General features: G+C 69.4%; 17 protein-coding genes and 1 pseudogene. 10 read left to right on the plus strand and 8 right to left on the minus strand.

Translation table 11 applies throughout. The annotated features are described in order from the left end of the window. The first annotated feature begins 43 nt into the window (after window positions 1–43). The 7 genes from CACI_RS10500 (at window position 44) to CACI_RS10530 (ending at window position 8,491) form a co-directional block, all read left to right on the plus strand. Window positions 44–835 (plus strand): DeoR/GlpR family DNA-binding transcription regulator, encoded by a 792-nt coding sequence (locus tag CACI_RS10500; RefSeq protein ID WP_012786319.1) that lies wholly within the window; start codon window positions 44–46, stop codon window positions 833–835. Window positions 836–1,425: 590 nt separating this feature from the next. Then, window positions 1,426–2,718 (plus strand): extracellular solute-binding protein, encoded by a 1,293-nt coding sequence (locus CACI_RS10505; protein WP_012786320.1) that lies wholly within the window; start codon window positions 1,426–1,428, stop codon window positions 2,716–2,718. A 115-nt stretch (window positions 2,719–2,833) separates the two neighbouring features. Then, complete coding sequence (locus CACI_RS10510; RefSeq protein ID WP_012786321.1) at window positions 2,834–3,772, plus strand: carbohydrate ABC transporter permease; 939 nt, start codon at window positions 2,834–2,836, stop codon at window positions 3,770–3,772. Continuing rightward, complete coding sequence (locus CACI_RS10515; protein WP_012786322.1) at window positions 3,769–4,719, plus strand: sugar ABC transporter permease; 951 nt, start codon at window positions 3,769–3,771, stop codon at window positions 4,717–4,719. The genes CACI_RS10510 and CACI_RS10515 overlap by 4 nt, the downstream gene beginning before the upstream one ends. A 50-nt stretch (window positions 4,720–4,769) precedes the next feature. Further along, a complete protein-coding gene (locus tag CACI_RS10520) occupies window positions 4,770–6,437 on the plus strand; it encodes a glycoside hydrolase family 13 protein (protein WP_012786323.1) in 1,668 nt (555 codons plus the stop codon). A 26-nt stretch (window positions 6,438–6,463) separates the two neighbouring features. Beyond that, a complete protein-coding gene (locus CACI_RS10525; RefSeq protein ID WP_012786324.1) occupies window positions 6,464–7,516 on the plus strand; it encodes a LacI family DNA-binding transcriptional regulator in 1,053 nt (350 codons plus the stop codon). Window positions 7,517–7,576: 60 nt separating this feature from the next. Continuing rightward, a complete protein-coding gene (locus tag CACI_RS10530) occupies window positions 7,577–8,491 on the plus strand; it encodes a carbohydrate kinase family protein (protein WP_012786325.1) in 915 nt (304 codons plus the stop codon). A 52-nt stretch (window positions 8,492–8,543) separates the two neighbouring features. On the opposite strand, the gene CACI_RS10535 is transcribed toward CACI_RS10530, so the two are convergent. Further along, window positions 8,544–9,380, minus strand: coding sequence for an SDR family NAD(P)-dependent oxidoreductase (locus CACI_RS10535; RefSeq protein ID WP_143765197.1), 837 nt, complete (start codon window positions 9,378–9,380; stop codon window positions 8,544–8,546). Window positions 9,381–9,442: 62 nt separating this feature from the next. Here CACI_RS10535 and CACI_RS10540 point away from each other — a divergent pair, with 62 nt between their 5' ends. After that, the gene (locus CACI_RS10540) at window positions 9,443–10,246 is read left to right on the plus strand and encodes a helix-turn-helix transcriptional regulator (RefSeq protein WP_012786327.1); all 804 of its coding nucleotides are present in this window, start codon (window positions 9,443–9,445) and stop codon (window positions 10,244–10,246) included. Window positions 10,247–10,252: 6 nt separating this feature from the next. Here CACI_RS10540 and CACI_RS10545 read toward each other — a convergent pair whose 3' ends face one another. The 3 genes from CACI_RS10545 to CACI_RS10555 are packed head-to-tail and all read right to left on the minus strand — an operon-like array spanning window position 10,253 to window position 14,275. Further along, complete coding sequence (locus CACI_RS10545) at window positions 10,253–10,777, minus strand: DUF4190 domain-containing protein (RefSeq protein ID WP_012786328.1); 525 nt, start codon at window positions 10,775–10,777, stop codon at window positions 10,253–10,255. Window positions 10,778–10,802: 25 nt separating this feature from the next. Beyond that, window positions 10,803–12,512, minus strand: coding sequence for an NAD-binding protein (locus tag CACI_RS10550; protein ID WP_012786329.1), 1,710 nt, complete (start codon window positions 12,510–12,512; stop codon window positions 10,803–10,805). A 29-nt stretch (window positions 12,513–12,541) separates the two neighbouring features. Further along, window positions 12,542–14,275, minus strand: coding sequence for an acyl-CoA dehydrogenase family protein (locus CACI_RS10555; RefSeq protein WP_012786330.1), 1,734 nt, complete (start codon window positions 14,273–14,275; stop codon window positions 12,542–12,544). A gap of 137 nt (window positions 14,276–14,412) precedes the next feature. Here CACI_RS10555 and CACI_RS10560 point away from each other — a divergent pair, with 137 nt between their 5' ends. Together CACI_RS10560 and CACI_RS10565 are read left to right on the plus strand one after the other, a co-directional pair. After that, window positions 14,413–14,700, plus strand: a complete 288-nt coding sequence (locus CACI_RS10560) for a hypothetical protein (RefSeq protein ID WP_012786331.1) — start codon at window positions 14,413–14,415, stop codon at window positions 14,698–14,700. A 26-nt stretch (window positions 14,701–14,726) separates the two neighbouring features. Further along, window positions 14,727–14,951, plus strand: a complete 225-nt coding sequence (locus CACI_RS10565) for a hypothetical protein (RefSeq protein ID WP_143765198.1) — start codon at window positions 14,727–14,729, stop codon at window positions 14,949–14,951. A 69-nt stretch (window positions 14,952–15,020) separates the two neighbouring features. Here the strand turns inward: CACI_RS10565 and CACI_RS10570 are convergent, their stop codons facing one another. The 4 genes and pseudogenes from CACI_RS10570 to CACI_RS10585 form a co-directional block, all read right to left on the minus strand. After that, entirely contained in the window at window positions 15,021–15,821 is an 801-nt protein-coding gene (locus tag CACI_RS10570; RefSeq protein ID WP_012786333.1) for an ABC transporter permease, read from the minus strand. Next, window positions 15,802–16,737: a 2-aminoethylphosphonate ABC transporter permease subunit gene (locus tag CACI_RS10575; protein ID WP_012786334.1), complete on the minus strand. Its 936-nt coding sequence runs from the start codon at window positions 16,735–16,737 to the stop codon at window positions 15,802–15,804. The genes CACI_RS10570 and CACI_RS10575 overlap by 20 nt, the downstream gene beginning before the upstream one ends. 440 nt (window positions 16,738–17,177) lie before the next feature. Continuing rightward, window positions 17,178–18,362: pseudogene (locus tag CACI_RS10580) on the minus strand (ABC transporter ATP-binding protein); the annotation flags it as partial. Between the two features lie 36 nt (window positions 18,363–18,398). Next, a complete protein-coding gene (locus tag CACI_RS10585; RefSeq protein ID WP_012786336.1) occupies window positions 18,399–19,601 on the minus strand; it encodes a 2-aminoethylphosphonate ABC transporter substrate-binding protein in 1,203 nt (400 codons plus the stop codon). Window positions 19,602–19,635: the final 34 nt, after the last annotated feature.

A 19,635-nucleotide genomic window follows, 5' to 3' on the forward strand; every position in this document is an offset into this window, starting at 1 on the left:
GTCGGCCGGGTAGCCGGGGCAGCGTGAAGGGGACGGACATCCGATGCTGGCAGCGCAGCGGCAGGCGCGGATCCTCGAGGAGGTCCAGCGGACCGGGGGTGTGCGGGTCAACGATCTGACGCGCCTGCTGGGCGTCTCGGACATGACCGTGCGGCGGGACCTCGACGTCCTGGACTCCCGCGGACTCCTGACCAAGGTGCACGGCGGCGCCACGGTACGGCGCGCCGGCTCCACCGACGAACCGGCCTTCACGGTCAAGGCCGAGATGGAACAACCGGCCAAGGACGCCATCGCCCGCACCGCGGCGGCCCTGGTCCGCCCCGGCACCGCCATCGGCATCAGCGGCGGCAGCACGACCTACACCCTGGCGCGCCACCTCGTCGGCGTCCCCGACCTGACGGTGGTCACCAACTCCCTGCGCGTCGCCGACGTCCTGCACGCCCACGAGAGCGCCAGCCCCGGCAACAACCAGACGGTGATCCTCACCGGCGGCATGCGCACCCCCTCAGAGGCCCTCGTCGGCCCGATAGCGGTCCAAGCCATCCGTACCCTGCACCTGGACCAGGTCTTCCTCGGCGTGTACGGCATGGACGCCGCCGCCGGCTACACCAGCCCGAACCTCATGGAGTCCGAGACCAACCGCGCCCTGGTCGCCGCCGCCCGCAACCTCGTCGTCGTCGCCGACCACACCAAGTGGGGCGTCGTCGGCCTGTCCGCCTTCGCCGGCCTCGGCGAGGCCGCGGTCCTGGTCTCCGACGACGGCCTCCCCCGCGAAGCCCGCGAGGTGCTGGTCGAGGAGGTCGGGGAGTTGGTCCTGGCGGAGCGGGACGACTGAGCTTCGGCGGTGGCTTCGCCGGTCGGGTTCGATGCTTGGCTGGGTTTTTAGAAGCTTTTTTACGGCTTCGCGCGGGTGTTGATGGCCTCGCAGGGGGCGCAGTTCGGTGGAGGGTGTCCGGGTTGCGCGGGCGGCCGGCGGCATTTCGCGGTCACGACCGCGCGCCGGTCCGAGTCGCTGCGCACATGTTGGGGCTGGCGGGCGGCACAGCAATTGCGATCCGACTTGATTCCGCCAGGCGCGTGCGCAGTGACTCGCACCCGCGCGCGGTCGTGAACAGTCTCCATCGCCGGCCGCCAGCGCCACCCCACCACCCACCGCCGAACTGCGCCCCCTGCGAGGCCATCAACACCCGCGCGAAGCCGTAAAAAGCTTCTAGAAGCAACAAACCAACCGCACCGCCACACCGCAACTTTCATCAAGCGCTACAGCTCCCCTCCCCTCATCCCCTGCGTGAAGGCCACGTTGCCGCATCGTTACCCGCAAGTTGCAGAAATCTTGCTGCAAGGTCTTTCAGTGCGCCGCGCTCGTTGCTACCGTCGGGACCCACGCCGCGCAGATGGCAGCGGCTATCCCTCAAGGAGTCTTCGATGCGACGGAAGCGCGGCGCCGCGATTGCGGCGATAGCGGTAGTGGCTCTCGCTGCAAGTGCTTGCAGCAGCAGCAAGTCGGGTGGCTCCTCGGCCGCCGCCAAGGATCCGGGCTCGGTGAAGGGGAGCGTCACCTGGTGGGACACCTCTGATGCCACCAATGAGGCGCCGAACTACCAGCCGATCATCAAGGCGTTCGAGGCCAAGTACCCGAACATCAAGGTGAACTACGTCAACGTGCCGTTCTCGGACGCCAAGGACAAGTTCAAGACCGCCGCGCAGTCCGGCAGCGGGGCTCCGGACGTGCTGCGCGCGGACGTCGGCTGGACGCCCGCGTTCGCGCAGCTGGGCTACCTGCAGCCGCTGGACGGGACGCCCGCGCTGCAGGACGCCGCCGACTACATGCCCGGGCCGTACGCCTCGGACCACTACAACGGCAAGATTTACGGCGTGCCGCAGGTCACCGACACGCTCACGCTGCTGTACAACAAGGACCTGCTCACCAAGGCCGGCATCACCACGCCGCCGAAGACCTGGGCCGAGCTGAAGAGCGACAGCCTGCAGATCAAGGCCAAGACCGGGGTGGACGGCACGTTCCTGGACGCCGCGTCCTACTACCTGCTGCCGTTCATCTACGGCGAGGGCGGCGACATCATCGACGCCTCGGCCAAGAAGATCACGGTCAACGACGCGACCACGCTCAAGGCCGTGGGCATCGCGCAGGACCTGGTGAAGTCCGGCGCGGCGGTCACCGACGTGACCAAGGACGGCTACACCAACATGCAGACCGCCTTCAAGGACGGCAAGGTCGCCATGGTCATCAACGGCCCGTGGTCCACCTCCGACGACCTGAAGGGCTCGGCCTTCGGCAGCGCCGACAACCTCGGCATCGCCACCGTCCCGGCCGGCTCGGTCAAGGCCGGCGCCCCGGTCGGCGGCCACAACCTGGTCGTCTACGCGGGCTCGAAGAACCTCGACGCCACCTACCTGTTCGTGGCGTTCCTGAACGACGCGCAGAACCAGGCGACCATCGCGGCCAAGAACAACGTGCTGCCGACCCGCACCTCGGCCTACTCCGACCCGCAGGTCGCGAACAACAAGATCCTGTCGGCCTTCGAGGGCCCGCTGAAGAACGCGGTCGGCCGTCCGCCGGTCGCCGGCGCCTCGGACCTGTTCACCCCGCTGGACACCGACTACCAGGCGATCCTCGGCGGTCAGAAGAGCGCCCAGGACGGGCTGAACGACGCCGCGACGCAGTTCGCGCAGATCCTGCCGGACTTCAGCAAGAGCTGAGGACCGCCTAAGCCAGCCGCGCGGGGACCCGGAGTGTGAGGGTCCCGGTCCCCGCGCGGCTCACCACCTCGATGGGCACGTGCAGGCTCTGTCGGATCGGAAAACAGGTAGGGACATGAGAACTCTGACGGCGGCGGTGGGTCGCTCGTTCGAGAAGTACTGGTACGGCTGGGCGATGGCCGCGCCGGTCGTGCTGGTGATGCTGGTCCTGGTCGGCTACCCCTTCGTCTGGGGTCTGTACCTGTCGACCACCAACGCCGACGAGTCCAACATCGGCCACGACATCGGCGTGAACCACATCGCGCCGAGCTACAAGTCCGTCGGCCTGCACAACTACTGGGACATCCTGTCCGGCGGCGACGGACACTTCTACAGCACCCTGACGTGGACGCTGATCTGGACCTTCGTCAACGTCTTCTTCCACATCACCATCGGCCTGGGCCTGGCGGTACTGCTGAACCGCAGGATCCGCTTCCGCGCCGGCTACCGGCTGATGCTGATCCTGCCCTGGGCGATCCCCGGCTTCGTCGCGGCCTTCGCCTGGCGCCTGCTCTACAACGACAACGGCGTGTTCAACGCGGTGCTGAAGTACTTCGGGATGCACGGCGTGCAGTGGCTGGCGCAGCCCACCTCGGCGAAGGTCGCGGTGATCGCGGTCAACGTCTGGATGGGCGTGCCGTTCATGATGGTCTCCTTCCTCGGCGGGTTGCAGACCATCCCCAGGGAGCTCTACGAGGCCGCCGAGATGGACGGCGCCACCCCCTGGCAGCGCTTCCGCATGGTGACGCTCCCGGGGCTGCGGCCGGTGATGATGACCGTCACGCTGCTGGGCGTCATCTGGACCTTCAACAAGTTCGACGTCATCTTCCTGGTCACCGAGGGCGGCCCGGCCGGATCCACCGACATCCTGGTCACCCACGCCTACCAGGTCGCGTTCCAGAACATCCGGCAGTACGCCGAGGCCGCCTCCTACGGCGTGGTGATCCTGTCGATGCTGCTCGTCTTCGCCACCGTCTACCGGCGGTCGCAGGCCAAGCTGGAGGTGCAGGCATGAGCGCCGCGACCGAATCCGTGAAGCCCTCGAAGGCAGGGCACGCCGCCGGCGCCGGCCGCGCCGGGACCGGGACCGGGACCGAATCCGGGACCGAGACCGAACCGCGCGCGAAGTACTCGCGCACCAAGCGCTCGCCACTGGCCTCGATCGCGATCCACGCCACGCTGATCGCCGCGTCCTTCATCGCGGTGTTCCCGATCGCCTGGGTCGCGCTGACCTCGCTGAAGACCGGCGACGGCCAGTGGGCCCACCCCGGGGACTTCAGCCACCTGAACTTCGGCAACTACACCCAGGTGCTGAACGACACCGACTTCCTCACCTGGTTCCGCAACTCGCTCATCGTCTCGGTGGGCACCATGGTCCTGGCCGTGTTCATCGCGGCGACGTGCGGCTACGCCGTCTCGCGCATGCGCTTCCCGGGCTTCCGGGCCACGATGTGGCTGCTGCTGGTGGTCCAGATGTTCCCGATCGCGGTGCTGATCGTCCCGCTGTACAACATCATGTCCAAGCTGCACATGGTGAACTCCTACAGCGGCCTGATCCTCGTGTACTGCACCACCGCGGTGCCGTACTGCGCCTGGATGCTCAAGGGCTACTTCGACACCATCCCGATCGACATCGACGAGGCCGGCCGGGTCGACGGGCTCTCGCCCTTCGGCACCTTCTGGCGCCTGGTGCTGCCGCTGGCCCGGCCGGGGCTGGCCGTCGTCGCCTTCTACTCCTTCCTGACGGCGTGGGCCGAAGTCGCCTTCGCCAACACCTTCATGCAGAGCCCGGACAAGTACACGCTCGCCGTGGGCCTGCGCACCTTCGTCTCGCAGTACAAGGGCGAGTGGGGGCTGATGACCGCCGCCTCGGTGCTGATCGCGATCCCGGCCGGCGTGATGTTCCTGCTCGTCCAGCGCAATCTGGTGGCCGGCCTGACCTCGGGCAGCGCCAAGGGCTGAGCCCGCAGGTCGCGGCACACCGTTCGACTATCTCTGGGGCACGTGAGTACATGACAACCGAGACCCTCGCCGTCCAAGCCGTCCAAGCCGTCCCGGCCGCCGCATCCGGCGCCCGGCGCACCGCCTGGTGGCGCGACGCGGTGATCTACCAGGTCTACATCCGCTCGTTCGCCGACTCCGACGCGGACGGGATCGGCGACCTGCCGGGCATCCGCTCCCGGCTGCCGTACCTGGCCGACCTCGGCGTGGACGCGCTGTGGATCACGCCGTTCTTCTCCTCGCCGATGGCCGACTTCGGGTACGACGTCGCCGACTACCGCGCCGTGGACCCGGTCTTCGGGGACCTGGACGACTTCCGGGCCCTGCTGACCGACGCGCACGCCCGCAGCCTGCGCGTGATCGTCGACCTGGTCCCGAACCACACCTCGGACCGGCACGCCTGGTTCGTGGAAGCGCTCGCGGCGCCGGAGGGGAGCGCCGCCCGCGACCGCTACATCTTCCGCGAGGGCCGCGGCGCGCACGGCGACCTGCCGCCGAACGACTGGGAGTCGGTCTTCGGCGGCCCGGCCTGGACCCGCACGGTGAACCCCGACGGCACGCCGGGACAGTGGTACCTGCACCTGTTCGCGCCCGCGCAGCCGGACCTGAACTGGGACCTGCCCGAGGTGCGCTCGGAGTTCCTGGAGGTCCTGCGCTTCTGGCTGGACCTCGGCGTCGACGGCTTCCGGATCGACGTCGCGCACGGCATGGTCAAGGCGCCCGGGCTGCCGGACGTCGGGCACGCCGACCACGTCGAGATGATCGGCAACGCGGTCCTGCCCTTCTTCGACCAGGACGGCGTGCACGAGATCTACCGCTCCTGGCGGCTGCTGCTGGACTCCTACGACGGCGAGCGCATCGGCGTCGCCGAGGCGTGGGCGCCGACCCCGGAGCGGCTGGCGAACTACGTGCGCCCCGACGAGCTGCACCAGGCGTTCAACTTCGACTTCCTGGGCCGCCCGTTCGAAGCCGCCTCCCTGCGCACCGCCATCGACCACTCGCTGGCCACCGCCGGCTCGGTCGGCGCGCCCTCGACGTGGGTGTTGTCGAACCACGACATGAAGCGGCACGTGACCCGCTACGGCGGCGGCGCACGCGGCCTGGCCCGGGCCCGCGCCGCGGCGCTGCTGATGCTGGCGCTGCCCGGCTCGGCGTACATGTACCAGGGCGAGGAGCTGGGACTGCCGGAGGTGCTGGACATCCCGGTGGAGTTCCTGGTGGACCCGCAGGGCATCCAGTCCGGCGACCCGTCCAAGGGCCGCGACGGCTGCCGCGTGCCGCTGCCGTGGTCCGGCGAGGCGCCGACGTACGGCTTCGGCCCTGAGGGCTCCACCGCCTCATGGCTCCCGGCGCCGGCATCCTGGGGCACGCTGTCGGTCGAGGCGGAGACCGGCGACCCCGCCTCGATGCTGGAGCTCTACCGCTCGGCACTGACCCTGCGCCGCCAGCTCCCCGACCTCGGCGCGGAGACCGAAGACACCACGCTGGTGTGGCTCCCCTCGCCCGACGGCGTGCTGACCTTCCGGCGCGGCGACGGGTTCGTCTGCACGGTGAACACCGGATCCACGCCGGCGACGGTGCCCGTTCCGGGTACCTTGCTGCTGGCTTCCACCGATATATCGGTGAGCGCCGACAGCGTTGACTTGCCCGCAGACTCGACCGCCTGGTGGCGGATCTAGCATTTTCCAGGACGGGGAGCGAAAGAATGGGCGCCATGACCGACAACGCCTCATTGCCTTCCACCGCACGACTCGCGGACATCGCGGCGCAAGCCAAGGTCAGCGAGGCGACGGTGAGCCGGGTGCTGAACGGGAAACCGGGGGTGGCCGCCGCCACCCGGCAGGCGGTGCTGGCGGCGCTGGACGTCATGGGCTACGAGCGGCCCACCCGGTTGCGGCAGCGGACCGCGGCGCTGATCGGGCTGATCATTCCGGAGTTGGACAACCCCATCTTCCCGGCGATGGCGCAGGCGGTGGAGCGGGCGCTGACCCACCACGGCTACACCCCGGTGCTGGCCACGGTCTCGCCGGGCGGCGCGACCGAGGACGACCTCGTGGAGCTCCTGATCGAGCACGGGGTCGCCGGGATCGTCTTCGCCTCCGGGCTGCACGCCGACACCACCGCCTCGCGCGACCGGTACCACCGGCTCTCGGACCGCGGCGTGCCCTTCGTCCTGATCAACGGGTTCGCCGAGGGCATCGCGGCGCCGTTCATCTCCCCGGACGACGCCCTGGCGGCGCGCCTGTCGGTGAACCACCTGGCCGACCTGGGGCACGAGCGCATCGGGCTGGCGGTCGGACCGAAGCGGTACGTGCCGGTGATCCGCAAGATCGAGGGATTCACCGCCGCGCTGCGCGACACGCTCGGCGTGGAGAACCCGGCGGACTTCGTCGAGTACTCGCTGTACGGCTTCGAAGGCGGCCGCGCGGCGGCGGCGAAGCTGCTGGACAAGGGCTGCACCGGCATCGTGTGCGCCTCGGACATGATGGCGCTCGGCGCCATCGCCGAGGTGCGCGCCCGGGGCATGGCGGTGCCGGGGGACATCTCGGTGGTCGGCTACGACGACTCGCCGCTGATCCCCTACACCGACCCGCCGCTGACCACGGTGCGCCAGCCGGTCGCCGCCATGGGCGCCGCCGCGGTGCGCGCGCTGCTGGAGGAGGTCGGGGGCGGGCACGCGCCGCACACCGAGTTCGTGTTCGCGCCGGAGCTCGTCGTGCGGGGGTCGACGGGGTCCGGGCCGCGCGTGCGGCGATAGGCGTTTTCCTCTAAGTCGTTTAAGTCGTTTTCTCAGTAGGTCTTTCTCTCCAGGGGCGGGGTGGGTGCGTTGTCGCAGCATGCTGAGGCCGGGCTCGAGGTCGACGTGCTGGTGGTCGGCGGCGCGGGGATCGACACGATCGTCCGCGTCCCGGAGCTGCCGGTGCCGTACGCGGATTCGGTCCTGGTGGACCCGATCGAGTCCTACGTCGCGCACACCGGCACGGCGGTCGCCCTCGGCACGCGCGCGCTGGGACTGCGGGTGAAGTTCGTCGACTTCCTCGGCGAGGACACCTTCGGCGAGCTCGTCCTGCGCCGCTTCGCCGAGGAGAAGCTGGACTTCGCCTGGTTCCCCTCGGCCGCCGGCACGACCCGCGCGGTGAACCTGGTGTCGGCCGACGGACGCCGGATGTCGTTCTACGACCCGCGCGGCGTGCCGGGGCAGCAACTGCCTGAGGCGTTCTACGAGGACTGGCTTACGCGGACGCGGCACGTGCACGTCTGCATAGCCGACCACGCGCGGCACGTGCTGCCGGCGGCGCTCCGGCACGGCGTCCCGATCTCCACCGACCTGCACGACTGGGACGGCGTCTCCGAGCACCACCACGACTTCGCCCACGCCGCGGACCACGTGTTCATGAGCGCCGCGAACCTCGGCGAGCGACGCGACGCGGTACTCGCCGAGGTCCTGGCGCGCGGTCGGGCGAAGACGGTCGTGGCCACGGACGGCGCGCGCGGGGCGTACTTGGCGGTCCGCGACGTCCCGGGCGTCCGCCACTTCCCGGCCCTGACGCCGCCGGCGCCGGTGGTGGACAGCAACGGCGCCGGGGACGCTTTCGTGACCGGGTTCATGTCGGGGGTGCTGCGCGGCGCGGCGGTCGAGGAGTGCATGCGCCGGGGGCTGGCGTGCGGGGCTTATGCCTGCACGGTGCACGGGACAGCGGAGCGGTTCGCAGCCGAGAGCGATCTGAGCTGAGGCTTGCGCCCTGCCCATCACGCCCCACGTCCTACGCCCTACGCCCTACGCCCTACGCGCTCATCGCCCGCCCGAGATGCTCGGTCGCGTCGAGGTCCGCGCCGACCGACGCCAGCTTCCTCCGGATCTCGTCCACCGCGTCGTTCCCCAGCGCGAGGCGCAGCGGCGGCTCCTTCCACCCCAGCACCTCCAGGACCGCCGCGGCGGCCTTCACCGGGTCGCCCTCCTGCGCGCCGTGCGACGTCGGCAGGCCGTCGCGGGTGGCGCCGGCCGTGCCGTCGTAGTCCGCGATGCGCGCGTCCACTGCCTGCAAGGCTGCCGGGGCGGCGAAGCCGGTGCGGAAGGCGCCGGGCTCGACGATCAGGACATTGATACCCAGCGGCGCCACCTCGCCGGCCAGCGCCTCGCTGGCCAACTCCAGGGCGCCCTTGGCGGCGCAGTAGGCGCCGACGCCGGGGAAGGCGAGCATGCCGCCCATGCTGGTCAGCTGGACGACGGTACCGGCTCGGCGGGCCCGCATCTGCGGCAGGACCAGGCGGGTCAGCTCCAGTGGTCCGAAGAACATCACTTCCATGGCGTTGCGGAGTTCGGCCTCGCTCGTCTCCTCGATGGCGCCGACGATGCCGAAGCCGGCGTTGTTCACCAGGATGTCGATGCGGCCCGCCGCCTCGACGGCGGCGCGGAGGCGGTCGCGGTCGCCCAGGTCGAGCTCGACCACTGATACGCGTCCGCCGGAGGCCGCCACCAGGTCGGCCATCGTCTCCGGGCGGCGGACGGCGGCGACCACCTCGTCGCCGGCGCTGAGCGCGGCGTGGACGAGGGCGAGGCCGAAGCCGCTGTTGGCTCCGGTGATGAACCAGCGGCGGGGAGTGTCGGAAGCGTTCGTCATGTCCACCATCTTGGAGCGTGCCCGGCTGGCCGCGGTATGGCCCGAAGGTGGAACATCGAAGGGTGACCATCGCGCTGCCCGGCCCCGCCCCGCGTCCCCGACCGCTGCCCGCCGACGAGCCGCTGAGCCCGGAGGATTACCGCCGGGTGGTTGGCGTCGTGGAGGCGGTGGACCACGCCGGTGACCTCGCCGAGTTCCGGGAACGCCTGGTCACGGCGTTGCGGAGCTGGTTCGGCTACAGCGGCGTCACCGTGCTGCACGGCGAGACCGCGGCCGACGCGGTCGACAGAGGCTGCGGGGTGTTGGCGGGGTATTCGGCCGAGTTCCTGGCGACCTACGCCGCTCAGGGCTGGGAGCGGGAGGACCCGTTCCGCGACGAGGGCTTCTTGCAGCGGCTGGCTGAGGCCGGCGTGGTGCGGCTGACCGACATCTCAGAGGGTGCGCGCTTCCGCGAGGAGTTCCTGGTGCCGCGCGGCATCGCCGACAAGGCCGCGATGCTCATCGACGCCGCGCCGTCGGGCGTGCTGTGGGTCGGGCTGGCCGTGCCGGACGGCGTGGGGCGGGTTTCCGACCGCGACCTCGCCGTGCTCCGCGTGCTGCGCCGCCACCTGACGCCGCTGGCCGTCGAGCAGCTGGCCCGGAACCGCTCGCGCGAGGCGTCGCGGGGCGACTGGGATCTGACGCCGCGCGAGTGGGACGTGGCCGACCTCGCCGCACAGGGACTGACCAACCGGCAGATCGCGGCGCGGCTGTTCATCGGCGTGGACACCGTTAAGAAGCACCTGACGCGGGTCCTGGCGGCCACCTCCTGCGGCAGCCGTACGCAGCTCGCGCTGCTGTTCACCACCCGCGGCACCCCGAGCTGACGCGCGTCACACGAACAGCGCCACCACGAATATCACCAGCAGCACCCAGATCACCGCCGTGATCGCTGAACACACCAGACCGGCGATCGCCATTCCCGTGCCGGTCCACCCCTGCCTCGAACTCTGCGATATCCCCATGCCGCTGAAGACGAGCCCCATGATCGCCAAAACCGGCGCCAGCAGCGGAGCCCAGAAAAGCAGCATGCTGCAAATCCCGGTCACCATGCCCGCGACGGCCATGCCGCTGGTCTGCGGCCGCAGCATCGGCGGTCCGTAGTACCCGCCGGGATACAGCTGCGGAGGCTGCGGTCCGAAGTACTGGGGCGCGGCTGAGAAGGACGTGGGAAACGTCGGCTGCACCGGGACCATGTCCTGCGTCGGCGACGCGTAGCCGGGCGGTACGGCGTCCTGCTGAGCGTAACGGGGCGGTGCGTAACCGGGCGGCGCGTAACCAGGCGGCGCGTAACCATCGCCGGGCGGGGCGAACCCCTCAGTGCCGGAACCTTGTCCGCCTGCCGCGGTGTCGCTCATCGGTGGCACTACCTCCCTGTCGGCGTCAGCTGACGCGTCCGGCCAGACTGCCGAAACCCGCACGCGTCGCGGCCAGGATAAGCCGATCACCCTCTTGCAGAACCCGGCTCCGGTCGGCTCCCGACCAGTCGAACGCCGTGCTTCCCGCCCGCTTCACCGCCAGTACCCGCGTCAGCCCCGGTTCATCCAGGTCACGCTGCGCCCGCCCGGCCGATTCCGAGCCGGTCTCGACCACGACCTCGGCGATCAGCAGGACCTTGCGATACACCGACAGCGTCCCGAGCACCTCGCGCCCCATCATCGCGGCGGCGAACGCCGGCGCCGCGAGGTAGGACACCGAGCGGGAGGCGGTGTTGCCGAACTCCTTGTAGACGTGCGAGGCGAAGTCGTCGTCGAACAGCCGCACCACGACCCGCACCTCGGGGTTGATGGCGCGGGCCTCCAGCGCCGCCTCCAGGTTGGTCACGTCGTCGCCGGTCACCGCCACGACCGCGCGCGCCCGGCCGATCTGCGCCCGGCGCAGCGCGTCCTCGATCGGCCGGTCGCCGACCACCGCCGGCACGTCCAGCCCGCGTGCCGCGGCGATCCCGCGGGCCTCGGGGTCGCGCTCGATGCCGACCACCGGCACGCCGAGCTCCCGGAACAGCGCCGTGACCCGCGTGCCCGCGTTGCCGAGGCCGACCACGACCACGTGCCCGCGCAGTCCCGTGCTCGGCTGCCGGGTGCGCACGTTGCGCCGGGTCGCGGTGCTCTCGACGAACACCGCGGTCACCACCGGCATCAGCACGATGCCGGACAGCGTGATCGCGACCTGGAACAGCCGCTGCAGGTCGCCGCCGACCGCGCTGTGCTGGCCGTAGACATCGGGGACCGCCGACCCCGCCACGTCGAGCGACGTCTCGTACAGGGCCCAGGCGAACGGCCGCGCCAGCAACCAGATCCCGGCGAAGGACACCAGCAGCGTGACCACCGCGGCGATCAGGATCGTGCGCAGTTTGGCGCTGGTGAAGTACTTCAGGGTGTCCGACGCGCGCCACAGCAGACGGGCTGTCGGCGAGGCCTTGTAAAGGTTTCCGGCCACGATCGCGTCGGAGGCGTCCAGGAACTGCAACGCGGCGTGCCGTGGCGAGCGCTCCTGAAGCAGCATCCACTCCTGCGTCCGGCTGCGCGCCGCCGCCACCGGCAGCACCTCGATGTCCGACTGCCGGTCGCGGTCGATGGCGTCGGCGATCAGGAACGGCGTCTGCCGCATGTCGATGTCCTGGCCGACGGCGACCCGCAGCGCCCGGCCGCCGGCGCTGACCGAGTGCGGGCGCTGCAGCGCGGCGTTGACGAACGCCGGCGCGGCGGTCGCCGAGGCCGACAGGACCGTGCAGTTGTCGACCAGCTGCGCGATGTGCGCGCCGAGCCGCTGGTTGAACATGCGGATCACGACCCTGATACCCGGGCGCAGGGCCGCGGCGCGCATGGCGGCGTGGATGTTGGTCCGGTCGTCGCCGTCCACGAACGCGATCGCCTGCGCCTGGCCGATGCCGGCCCGGCGCAGCGCTTCTTCGGACACGCGCGCGTCGACGACGGTGTTCTCGGCGCCGAGCACCTTGGTGATCTGGACGGTGTACGGCGTCTCCTGCGGCGGCACGATCGCAGCCGTGCGGACGCCGTACTGCCGGGTCAACTCGACGGTGAGCCTGTTGGCCAAGGCGTTCCCGCCCACCACGATGAACAAGTCCCCCATACCGGGATGGTAGAGGGCTGCGATGAACGTTAGGGGCGCATTTCGTAAGCGCCCGACAAACCCGCGACGCGCTCCCAGATCCGCCCGAACCGCTCGGCGTCCACCACCGGCTTGCGCACCGCGCCGAGCGCCCACGCCTGCTGCGCCTCGGTCGAGGACGGCTTGCCGTGCAGGGCGACGGCGTACTCGGAGAAGTCGCGGACGAGGACGTCGAAGATCTGGTCCACCACGTCGTCCTCGAGCCCGGTCAGCCGCGCCTGCTCCAGGATCAGCTGGCCGTAGACGACCAGGGTGAACAGGTGGCCGACGTTCAGCAGGAAGTCGAGGTCCTTCTGCTGCTCCTCGTCCGGCGGACAGGTGGCCAGGAACTGCGTCAGCGCCTCGGCCTGCTCGGTGAAGCGGGCGACGTTCGGCACGCCGGCCGCCTGCCGGTAGGCCGCGCGCCAGTCGTGGAAGCGCACCTTGCCCAGACCGCGCGCCGGGCCCTGCTGGAACAGGAAGGCGTCGTCGGCGGCGTCGGCGCGCGTCGGGACCTCGGCGTACTCCTGCGGGCTGAACAAATAGTTCGGCATGAACTTCAGCACCAGCGCGAGGTTCACGTGGACCGTGCCCTCCAGCTTCGGCAGGGCCCTGATGTAGTGGGTGGCGCCGTTGAAGTAGGTGTCCTTCTCGAAGCCGCGGGCCGCGATCACGTCCCAGAGCAGGTCCACGACCCGCTCACCCTCGGAGGTCACCTTCATCTTGGTGATCGGGTTGAACAGCAGGTAGCGCCGGTCCTCGGCGTTCGCGCTGCGGAAGTAGTCCACGGCCCGGGCGCTGAACAGCTTCATGGCGATCAGGCGCGCGTAGGCGTCGGCGAAGGACGCGCGCACGTGGCCGAAGTCGGTGACCGGGTGGCCGTACAGGATCCGGTTGTGCGCGTGCGTGATGGCCTCGTAGAAGGAGTGCTCCGCGATCCCGACCGAGGCCGTGCACAGGTTGAACTTGCCGACGTTGACGGTGTTCAGCGCGGCACTGAAGGCATCCGCGCCGGTGTGCAGGATGTCGGCGTCGGTGACCGGATAGCCGTCGAGCTTGAACTCGCTGACGAACATCTGCGAGTCGACGACGTTCTGCACCAGCTCGAACTTCTCATGCCGGCTGTCGGCGGCGAAGAACACGTAGCCGTCCGGACCCTCGACGTCCGCACGTCGGCCGAAAACCGAGACCAGCCCGGCGACGTTCCCGTTGCCGATGTAGTACTTGCCACCGGTGGCGGTGTACCCGCCGTCGCCATCCGGAGTCAAGATCATGTCGGTCGAGTAGACGTCGGCGCCATGCTCCTTCTCCGACAGACCGAACGCGAAGACATGACCCTCGTCGAGCAGCCGCGCCGCCCGCTCGCGCGCCGCGGCGTTCTCCGACATCCAGACCGGCCCGAGCCCCAGGACCGTGACCTGCCAGGTGTACCAGTAGGGCAGCCCGTAGAAGCCGAGGATCTCGCTCAGCGCGGCATTGCGCGCGGTGTCCCAGCGCTGCGCCGCCGCGGCCGGCCCGAAGGCGTCCCCGGCGGGCGTCTGGAACGTCGCGAACAGCTTCTCCTTCGCCGCGAACTCCAGGAAGTCGGCATACCAGACCCGGTCCAGGTCCTCGGCGATCAAGCGCCGCTTCCCGCGCCCCTCGAACCAGTCGACGACGGCCGTGAGCAGCCGCTGCGTCTCCTCGTCGAACGCCGAAGGATCGAAGGTACGCGGGTTGAACAACGCGGCCGGGTCATGAGTCATGCAGGCATGCTACCAGCGGGTAACTTTCCCGGCGCGCTGACGCTCTGTACCGGTGTGGTGCGGTATGGCGGCGACAGCGCGGTGGCGGGGCTGGCACGATGGATGTGGCTGCGGGGCCGGCAAGGAAGGGAAGCGAGATGGCTCTCATCAAGGTCCACTTGGACCGCACCGTCGCGGCGGTCCGCGCTGCGTTACCGGAAGACGAGGTCGCTGAATTCAACGCGGCCATGGAGACGACTCACGCCGACGAGTGGCGGCAGATCTTCGAGCGCTGGTTTCATCGCGCCGTTCTGCAGGAGGCCGGCCTGTTGGCGGACATCAAGGCCGGGGTCAGCCACGCGACTGGTGACGGGATTCCGTTCGACGAAGCATTTCCCGGCTACCGGGAGCGCTGGGAGCGGGAGCAGGGACTTCGCGCTGCATGAGGTGCAGCCTGATCATCGGACTCGCGGTGACCGAGGCTATCGCCGCGATGCCTGAGGTTCCGCATGAGCTGTTCACACTGGAGTGTCTGGCCATCGGCCGCGTCCCCTTCGGCGGGGGCGCGGTCGTTTACAAGACGGCAGGCGCGCTGACGACATGTACTCGGGCGGTGGGGTCTATGGGCCTTATCGAATACGAGGTCGATGAGAACGACGGTGTGGTGACCATCACCAGCGTCATAAGCATGTTCTAGCTGAAAGGAGTTCTGAGGGCCCGGCGGCGACCCGGGCCCTCGACTTCTTTCAGATCCCCTCCGCCGATCTCACCGATAGTTCGCCCGTGTCCGGATGCGCGAGAACACCAGCAGGACTGCCAGGGTGATCGTCATCATCACCGTGGTCACGGCCGCGGCGACGAACTGGTGGCCGCGGTCGTCGAGGGCGTAGATGCGGAGCGGGAGGGTTGTCCAGTCCGCCGAGTAGACCATTGCGGTGGCGCCGAGTTCGCCCATCGAGAGGGCGAAGCACAGGGCCAGTGAGCCGGTCAGCGCCGGGAGGAGCAGGGGCAGCTTCACGCGCAGCAGCGTGTAGTACGGCCGGGCGCCGAGTGATGCCGCCGCTTGCTCGTACGCCGGGTCCAGGCGGGTGACGGCTGCCGAGACCTGTTGGAAGGCGTAGGCGGTGACCAGGATCGCGTGCGCCATCACCACGATGGTGTTGGTGCCGTTCAGGAGCACCGGTCCTTGGGAGAAGGCGACCAGCAGTGCCAGGCCGACGACCACCGAGGGGACGGCGATCGGCAGCATGAAGACCGTCTGGATCAGGGTCTTGCCGGCGCGGTGGCGGACCGCGTCCACGGCCAGCGCCGCCCATGTGCCGACGATGAGGGCGATCGCGCTGGACAGCAGCGCGGTGATCAGCGAGGTCTCCAGACCGTCCAGCGGATCGGTGTGGAAGGCCGCGGTGATGTTGGAGAGCGTGTAGGAGGACGGGAACGCGCCGTTCCACTGCCGGGTGAACGCCGCCAGGACCAGCACGCCGAACGGCAGCCCGAACAGCAGCAGGAAGAAGAACGCGAAGACCGCCCACGCGATCCTCTGCGCCCTACGCGTGTACAGCAGCACGGCGGCCTCCTCCGGACATCCGCGCGAGCAGGACGCGATAGCCGGCGAACAGCGCCAGCGACAGCACGATGTTGATGACGGCCAGGGCACACGCGCCGGCGTAGTTGGTCTGCTCCTTGGCGAAGTTCTCAATCAGCACCGGCAGCGTCTGATACTTGGCGCCGGTGAAGGAGACGATGCCGTACTCGTTCATCGTCAGCATCAGCACCAACGACCCGCCGGCGAACAACGCGGGCAGAGCCTCAGGCAGAATCACCTGCCGCACCACCCGCCCGGCCCGCGCCCCGAGCGAAGCGGCGACCTCCAACTGCCCGGCATCGATCTGCGAGAAAGCGGTCAGCAAAGGCCGCATCACGAACGGCGTGAAGTAGATCAGCTCCGCCAGCCAAATCCCCCACGGCGAGTACTCGACGAAGTTCACCGGAGTGTCATGCCGCCCCCCGCTGAGCGCCGCCGCAATGTGGTTCACCATGCCGACCCGCCCATACAGAAACATGATCGAGACAGTGATCAGAAACGACGGGAACGACAGGAACACATCGATGAAGCGCGACACAGCCTTGGCGCCAGGAAACGGCACGAAAGCAATGATCAGCGCGAGAAGGAACCCGAGCACAAGGCAGCCGGCGGTGGAGTAGACAGCCATCTCGATCGTGTTCTTGACGACGGTGCGGGTCCCAGGATCCTTCAGGGTGTCCGAGAAGGACGCGGTGACCTTGAAGGGATTGCTCGGATCCGGCGCGCTGCCCTCGATGGCTTGCTTGACGACGAGGTAGAGGGGATAGAGGAAAGCCGCGCCCAGCAACAGGATCGGGGGAGTGGACCAGAGCCAGGCGGTGGAGCGCGGGGCTTTGTCGGCCGCGACAGCAGTGGAGGCAACCGGTGCTGCCGGCGGGAGTTCGGTGAGGGCGGTCATCGGGCGGCGCCTTCGGGGGATGTGGAGGCGGCAGAGATCGGAGCACCGGCACCGGCACTCGCACCCGATTCCGCACCCGCACCCGACCCCGCACTCGCACCCGACCCCGCACCCGCACCCGATCCCGCACCCGATCCCGACCCCGACCCCACACCCGATCCCGCACCCGATCCCGCACCCGATCCCGCACCCGATCCCGCACCCGATCCCGCACCCGATCCCGCACCCGATCCCGCACCCGATCCCGCACCCGATCCCGCACCCGCCGCCGGAGCCGAATTCCCAGCAGCCGCGCCTGATCCGGCGGTCGAGATGGAAGCTCTAGCAGCCGCACCCGGTTCGGCGGTCGAGATGGAAGCTCCAGCAGCCGCACCCGGTTCGGCGGCCAGAGTCGAGGCTTCGGTTGCTGCGCCTGGTTCGGCGGCATGTGTCCAAGTCCCACCAGCCGCATCCGATACCGCCGCCGGTATCAGCACCGCGTCCTCGGCGGAGAAGTGCAGCCATACCTCGTCGCCGATCGCGGGCGGATTCCGTAGCTCGGTGGTGTCGAGGCGGACCTCGTGTCCGTGCGCGGTGGCGAAGATGCGGTGGGCCGAGCCTCGCCACTGCACTTCGGTTACCGTGCCCTCGAAGGCGTTGTCGTGGTGCTCGGCGGCGGCGAGGTTGAGCAGGTGCGGGCGCAGGCACAGGGTTCGGTTCTCGCCGGGCGCCGCGCTCTCGGTGCAGGTCGCGATGACCGGCTCGGCGTCCGGCGTGATCCGCACCCGCGCTCGGAACGAGCCGTCCGCGTGCGGCGTGCAGTCCGCCACCGTCACCGGCAGCAGGTTCGAGTTGCCCACGAACCCTGCCGCGAACTCCGTCCCCGGCCGCTTGTACAACTCACGTGCGGTTCCCACCTCGACCAGGCGCGCCTCGTTCATCACCGCGATGCGGTCGGCGAGGGTCAGGGCTTCGATCTGATCGTGGGTGACATACAGAATGCTGACATGCGGGAGTTCGCGGTGCAGGCGTGCGAGTTCGGCGAGCATTCCGCTGCGTAGCTGGGCGTCGAGGGCTGACAGCGGTTCGTCCAGGAGCAGGACTGATGGTTCGATCGCCAGGGCGCGGGCGATCGCGACACGTTGCTGCTGGCCACCGGACAGTTCGCGCGGGTAGCGCGTGGCGTACTGCGCCATGCCGGTCATGCGGAGGGCTTCGGCGACGCGGCCCGGGATCTCGGACTTGGCGACCTTCTGGGCCTTCAATCCGAAGGCGACGTTCTGCTCCACGCGCATGTGCGGGAACAGCGCGTACTGCTGCACCACCATGCCCAGCCCGCGCTTGTACGGCGGCAGGTCCGTGACGTCGCGACCTCCGGCGTACACGCGCCCCGACGCCGGCCGCACGAAGCCCGCGACCGCGCGCAGCGCCGTGGTCTTCCCCGACCCGGACGGCCCGAGCAGCGCGACCACCTCGCCGGGCGCGACGTCCAGCGTGAACGCGTCGAGAACGACCGTCCCGTGGTAAGCGACCGTCACGCCCTCGAAGCGGATGCCTCCGGATCCGGGTCCTGATCCGCGTCCTTCTCCGCGTTCTGATCCGCGTCCTGCTCGTCGGGCCGATGGGTCCTCGACGCTTGCGGCCATGCTCACTCCCGTACTGCGAAAAATGGTGATGGCGGATCAGCTCGGCGTGCCGGTGGCGGTGTCCCACGCCTTGACGTCGCTGTTGTAGTTCTGCGCGACCTCGTTCCAGTCCACCGGGAAGACGGTCACGCCCTGAAGCAGCGCGTTCAAAGCCGCGTAGTTGCTGTCCGTGGGCTTGACGTCGGTACGCGCCGGGAAGCCATACGCCACCTTGGAAGCGTCCAGCTGCGCGCCCTCGGACAGCAGGAAGTCGATCAGCTTCTTGCCGTTGTCGGCATGGGGCGCGCCCTTGACCAAGCCCGCCATATACGGAAGCGAGAACGTGCTTGGCTTGCCGTCGTTGCCCGCCGGGAAGAAGATCTTGTTGTTCGGGTACTGCGTCGTGCTGTCGACGTAGTTCATCTGCACGTCGCCGTTCGCCACCAGCAGGTCGCCGGTGTTGACCTTGCTCTCCAGCGCGCCGGTGGACTTCGACGGCCCGACGTTGTTCGACTGCAGCTGCTTGAAGAAGCTCCAGGCGGAGTCGCGGTTGTCGCCGAAGGCGTGGATCGCCGCGATCATCACCGCCGTCCCGTCACCGGCCACACCCGGCGTCGAGTACTGCAACTTCTTGCTGAACTTCGGGTCCAGCAGGTCGTTCCAGGTCTTCGGCGGGCCGTCGGGCAGCGCCTTGGTGTTGTAGATGAAGGACAGGTAGTTGCCCATCACCGCTTCCCACTCGCCGTTCTTGTCCACGAGCGAGGGGTCGACCTTGTCCACACACGCCGGGCTGTACGCCTGCAGCAGCCCGGAGGCTTCAGCCTTCTGGATGAACGGCGGCAGGGTCACGATGACGTCGGCCTTCGGGTTCGACTTCTCGGAGTCGACCTTGGTCTCCACGCCGCCGGAGCCGTCCTCGGAGTAGTTCACGTGGATGCCGGTCAGGGCGGTGAACTTTTTGAATTCCTGGTTGTACCAGTTCTTGTCATCCTTCGCGTCGTACAGACCGTCGGCGCTGTAGATGGTCACCTGCCCGCCGGAGCCGTCGGCCTTCGCAGGCGCGGTCGACGCTGGGGCACCGAGCGCCGGGCAGGAGGAGGACGCGGCCGCAGCAGCGGCGGAGGTGGCGGTGCTGCCGGCGGCGGCACCGGAGGAGCTCTTGGAAGAGGCACAAGCCGTCAGTCCGGTCAGCGTCAGGCCGCCGACGGCGATCAGCGCGCCGACACGGCGGGTACGCGGGCGGGACAGTACGTGCGACATCAGAGGTGAACCCTTCTGGGTGGGAACGGGGCAC

This window comes from Catenulispora acidiphila DSM 44928 (assembly GCF_000024025.1).
GTDB lineage: Bacteria > Actinomycetota > Actinomycetes > Streptomycetales > Catenulisporaceae > Catenulispora > Catenulispora acidiphila.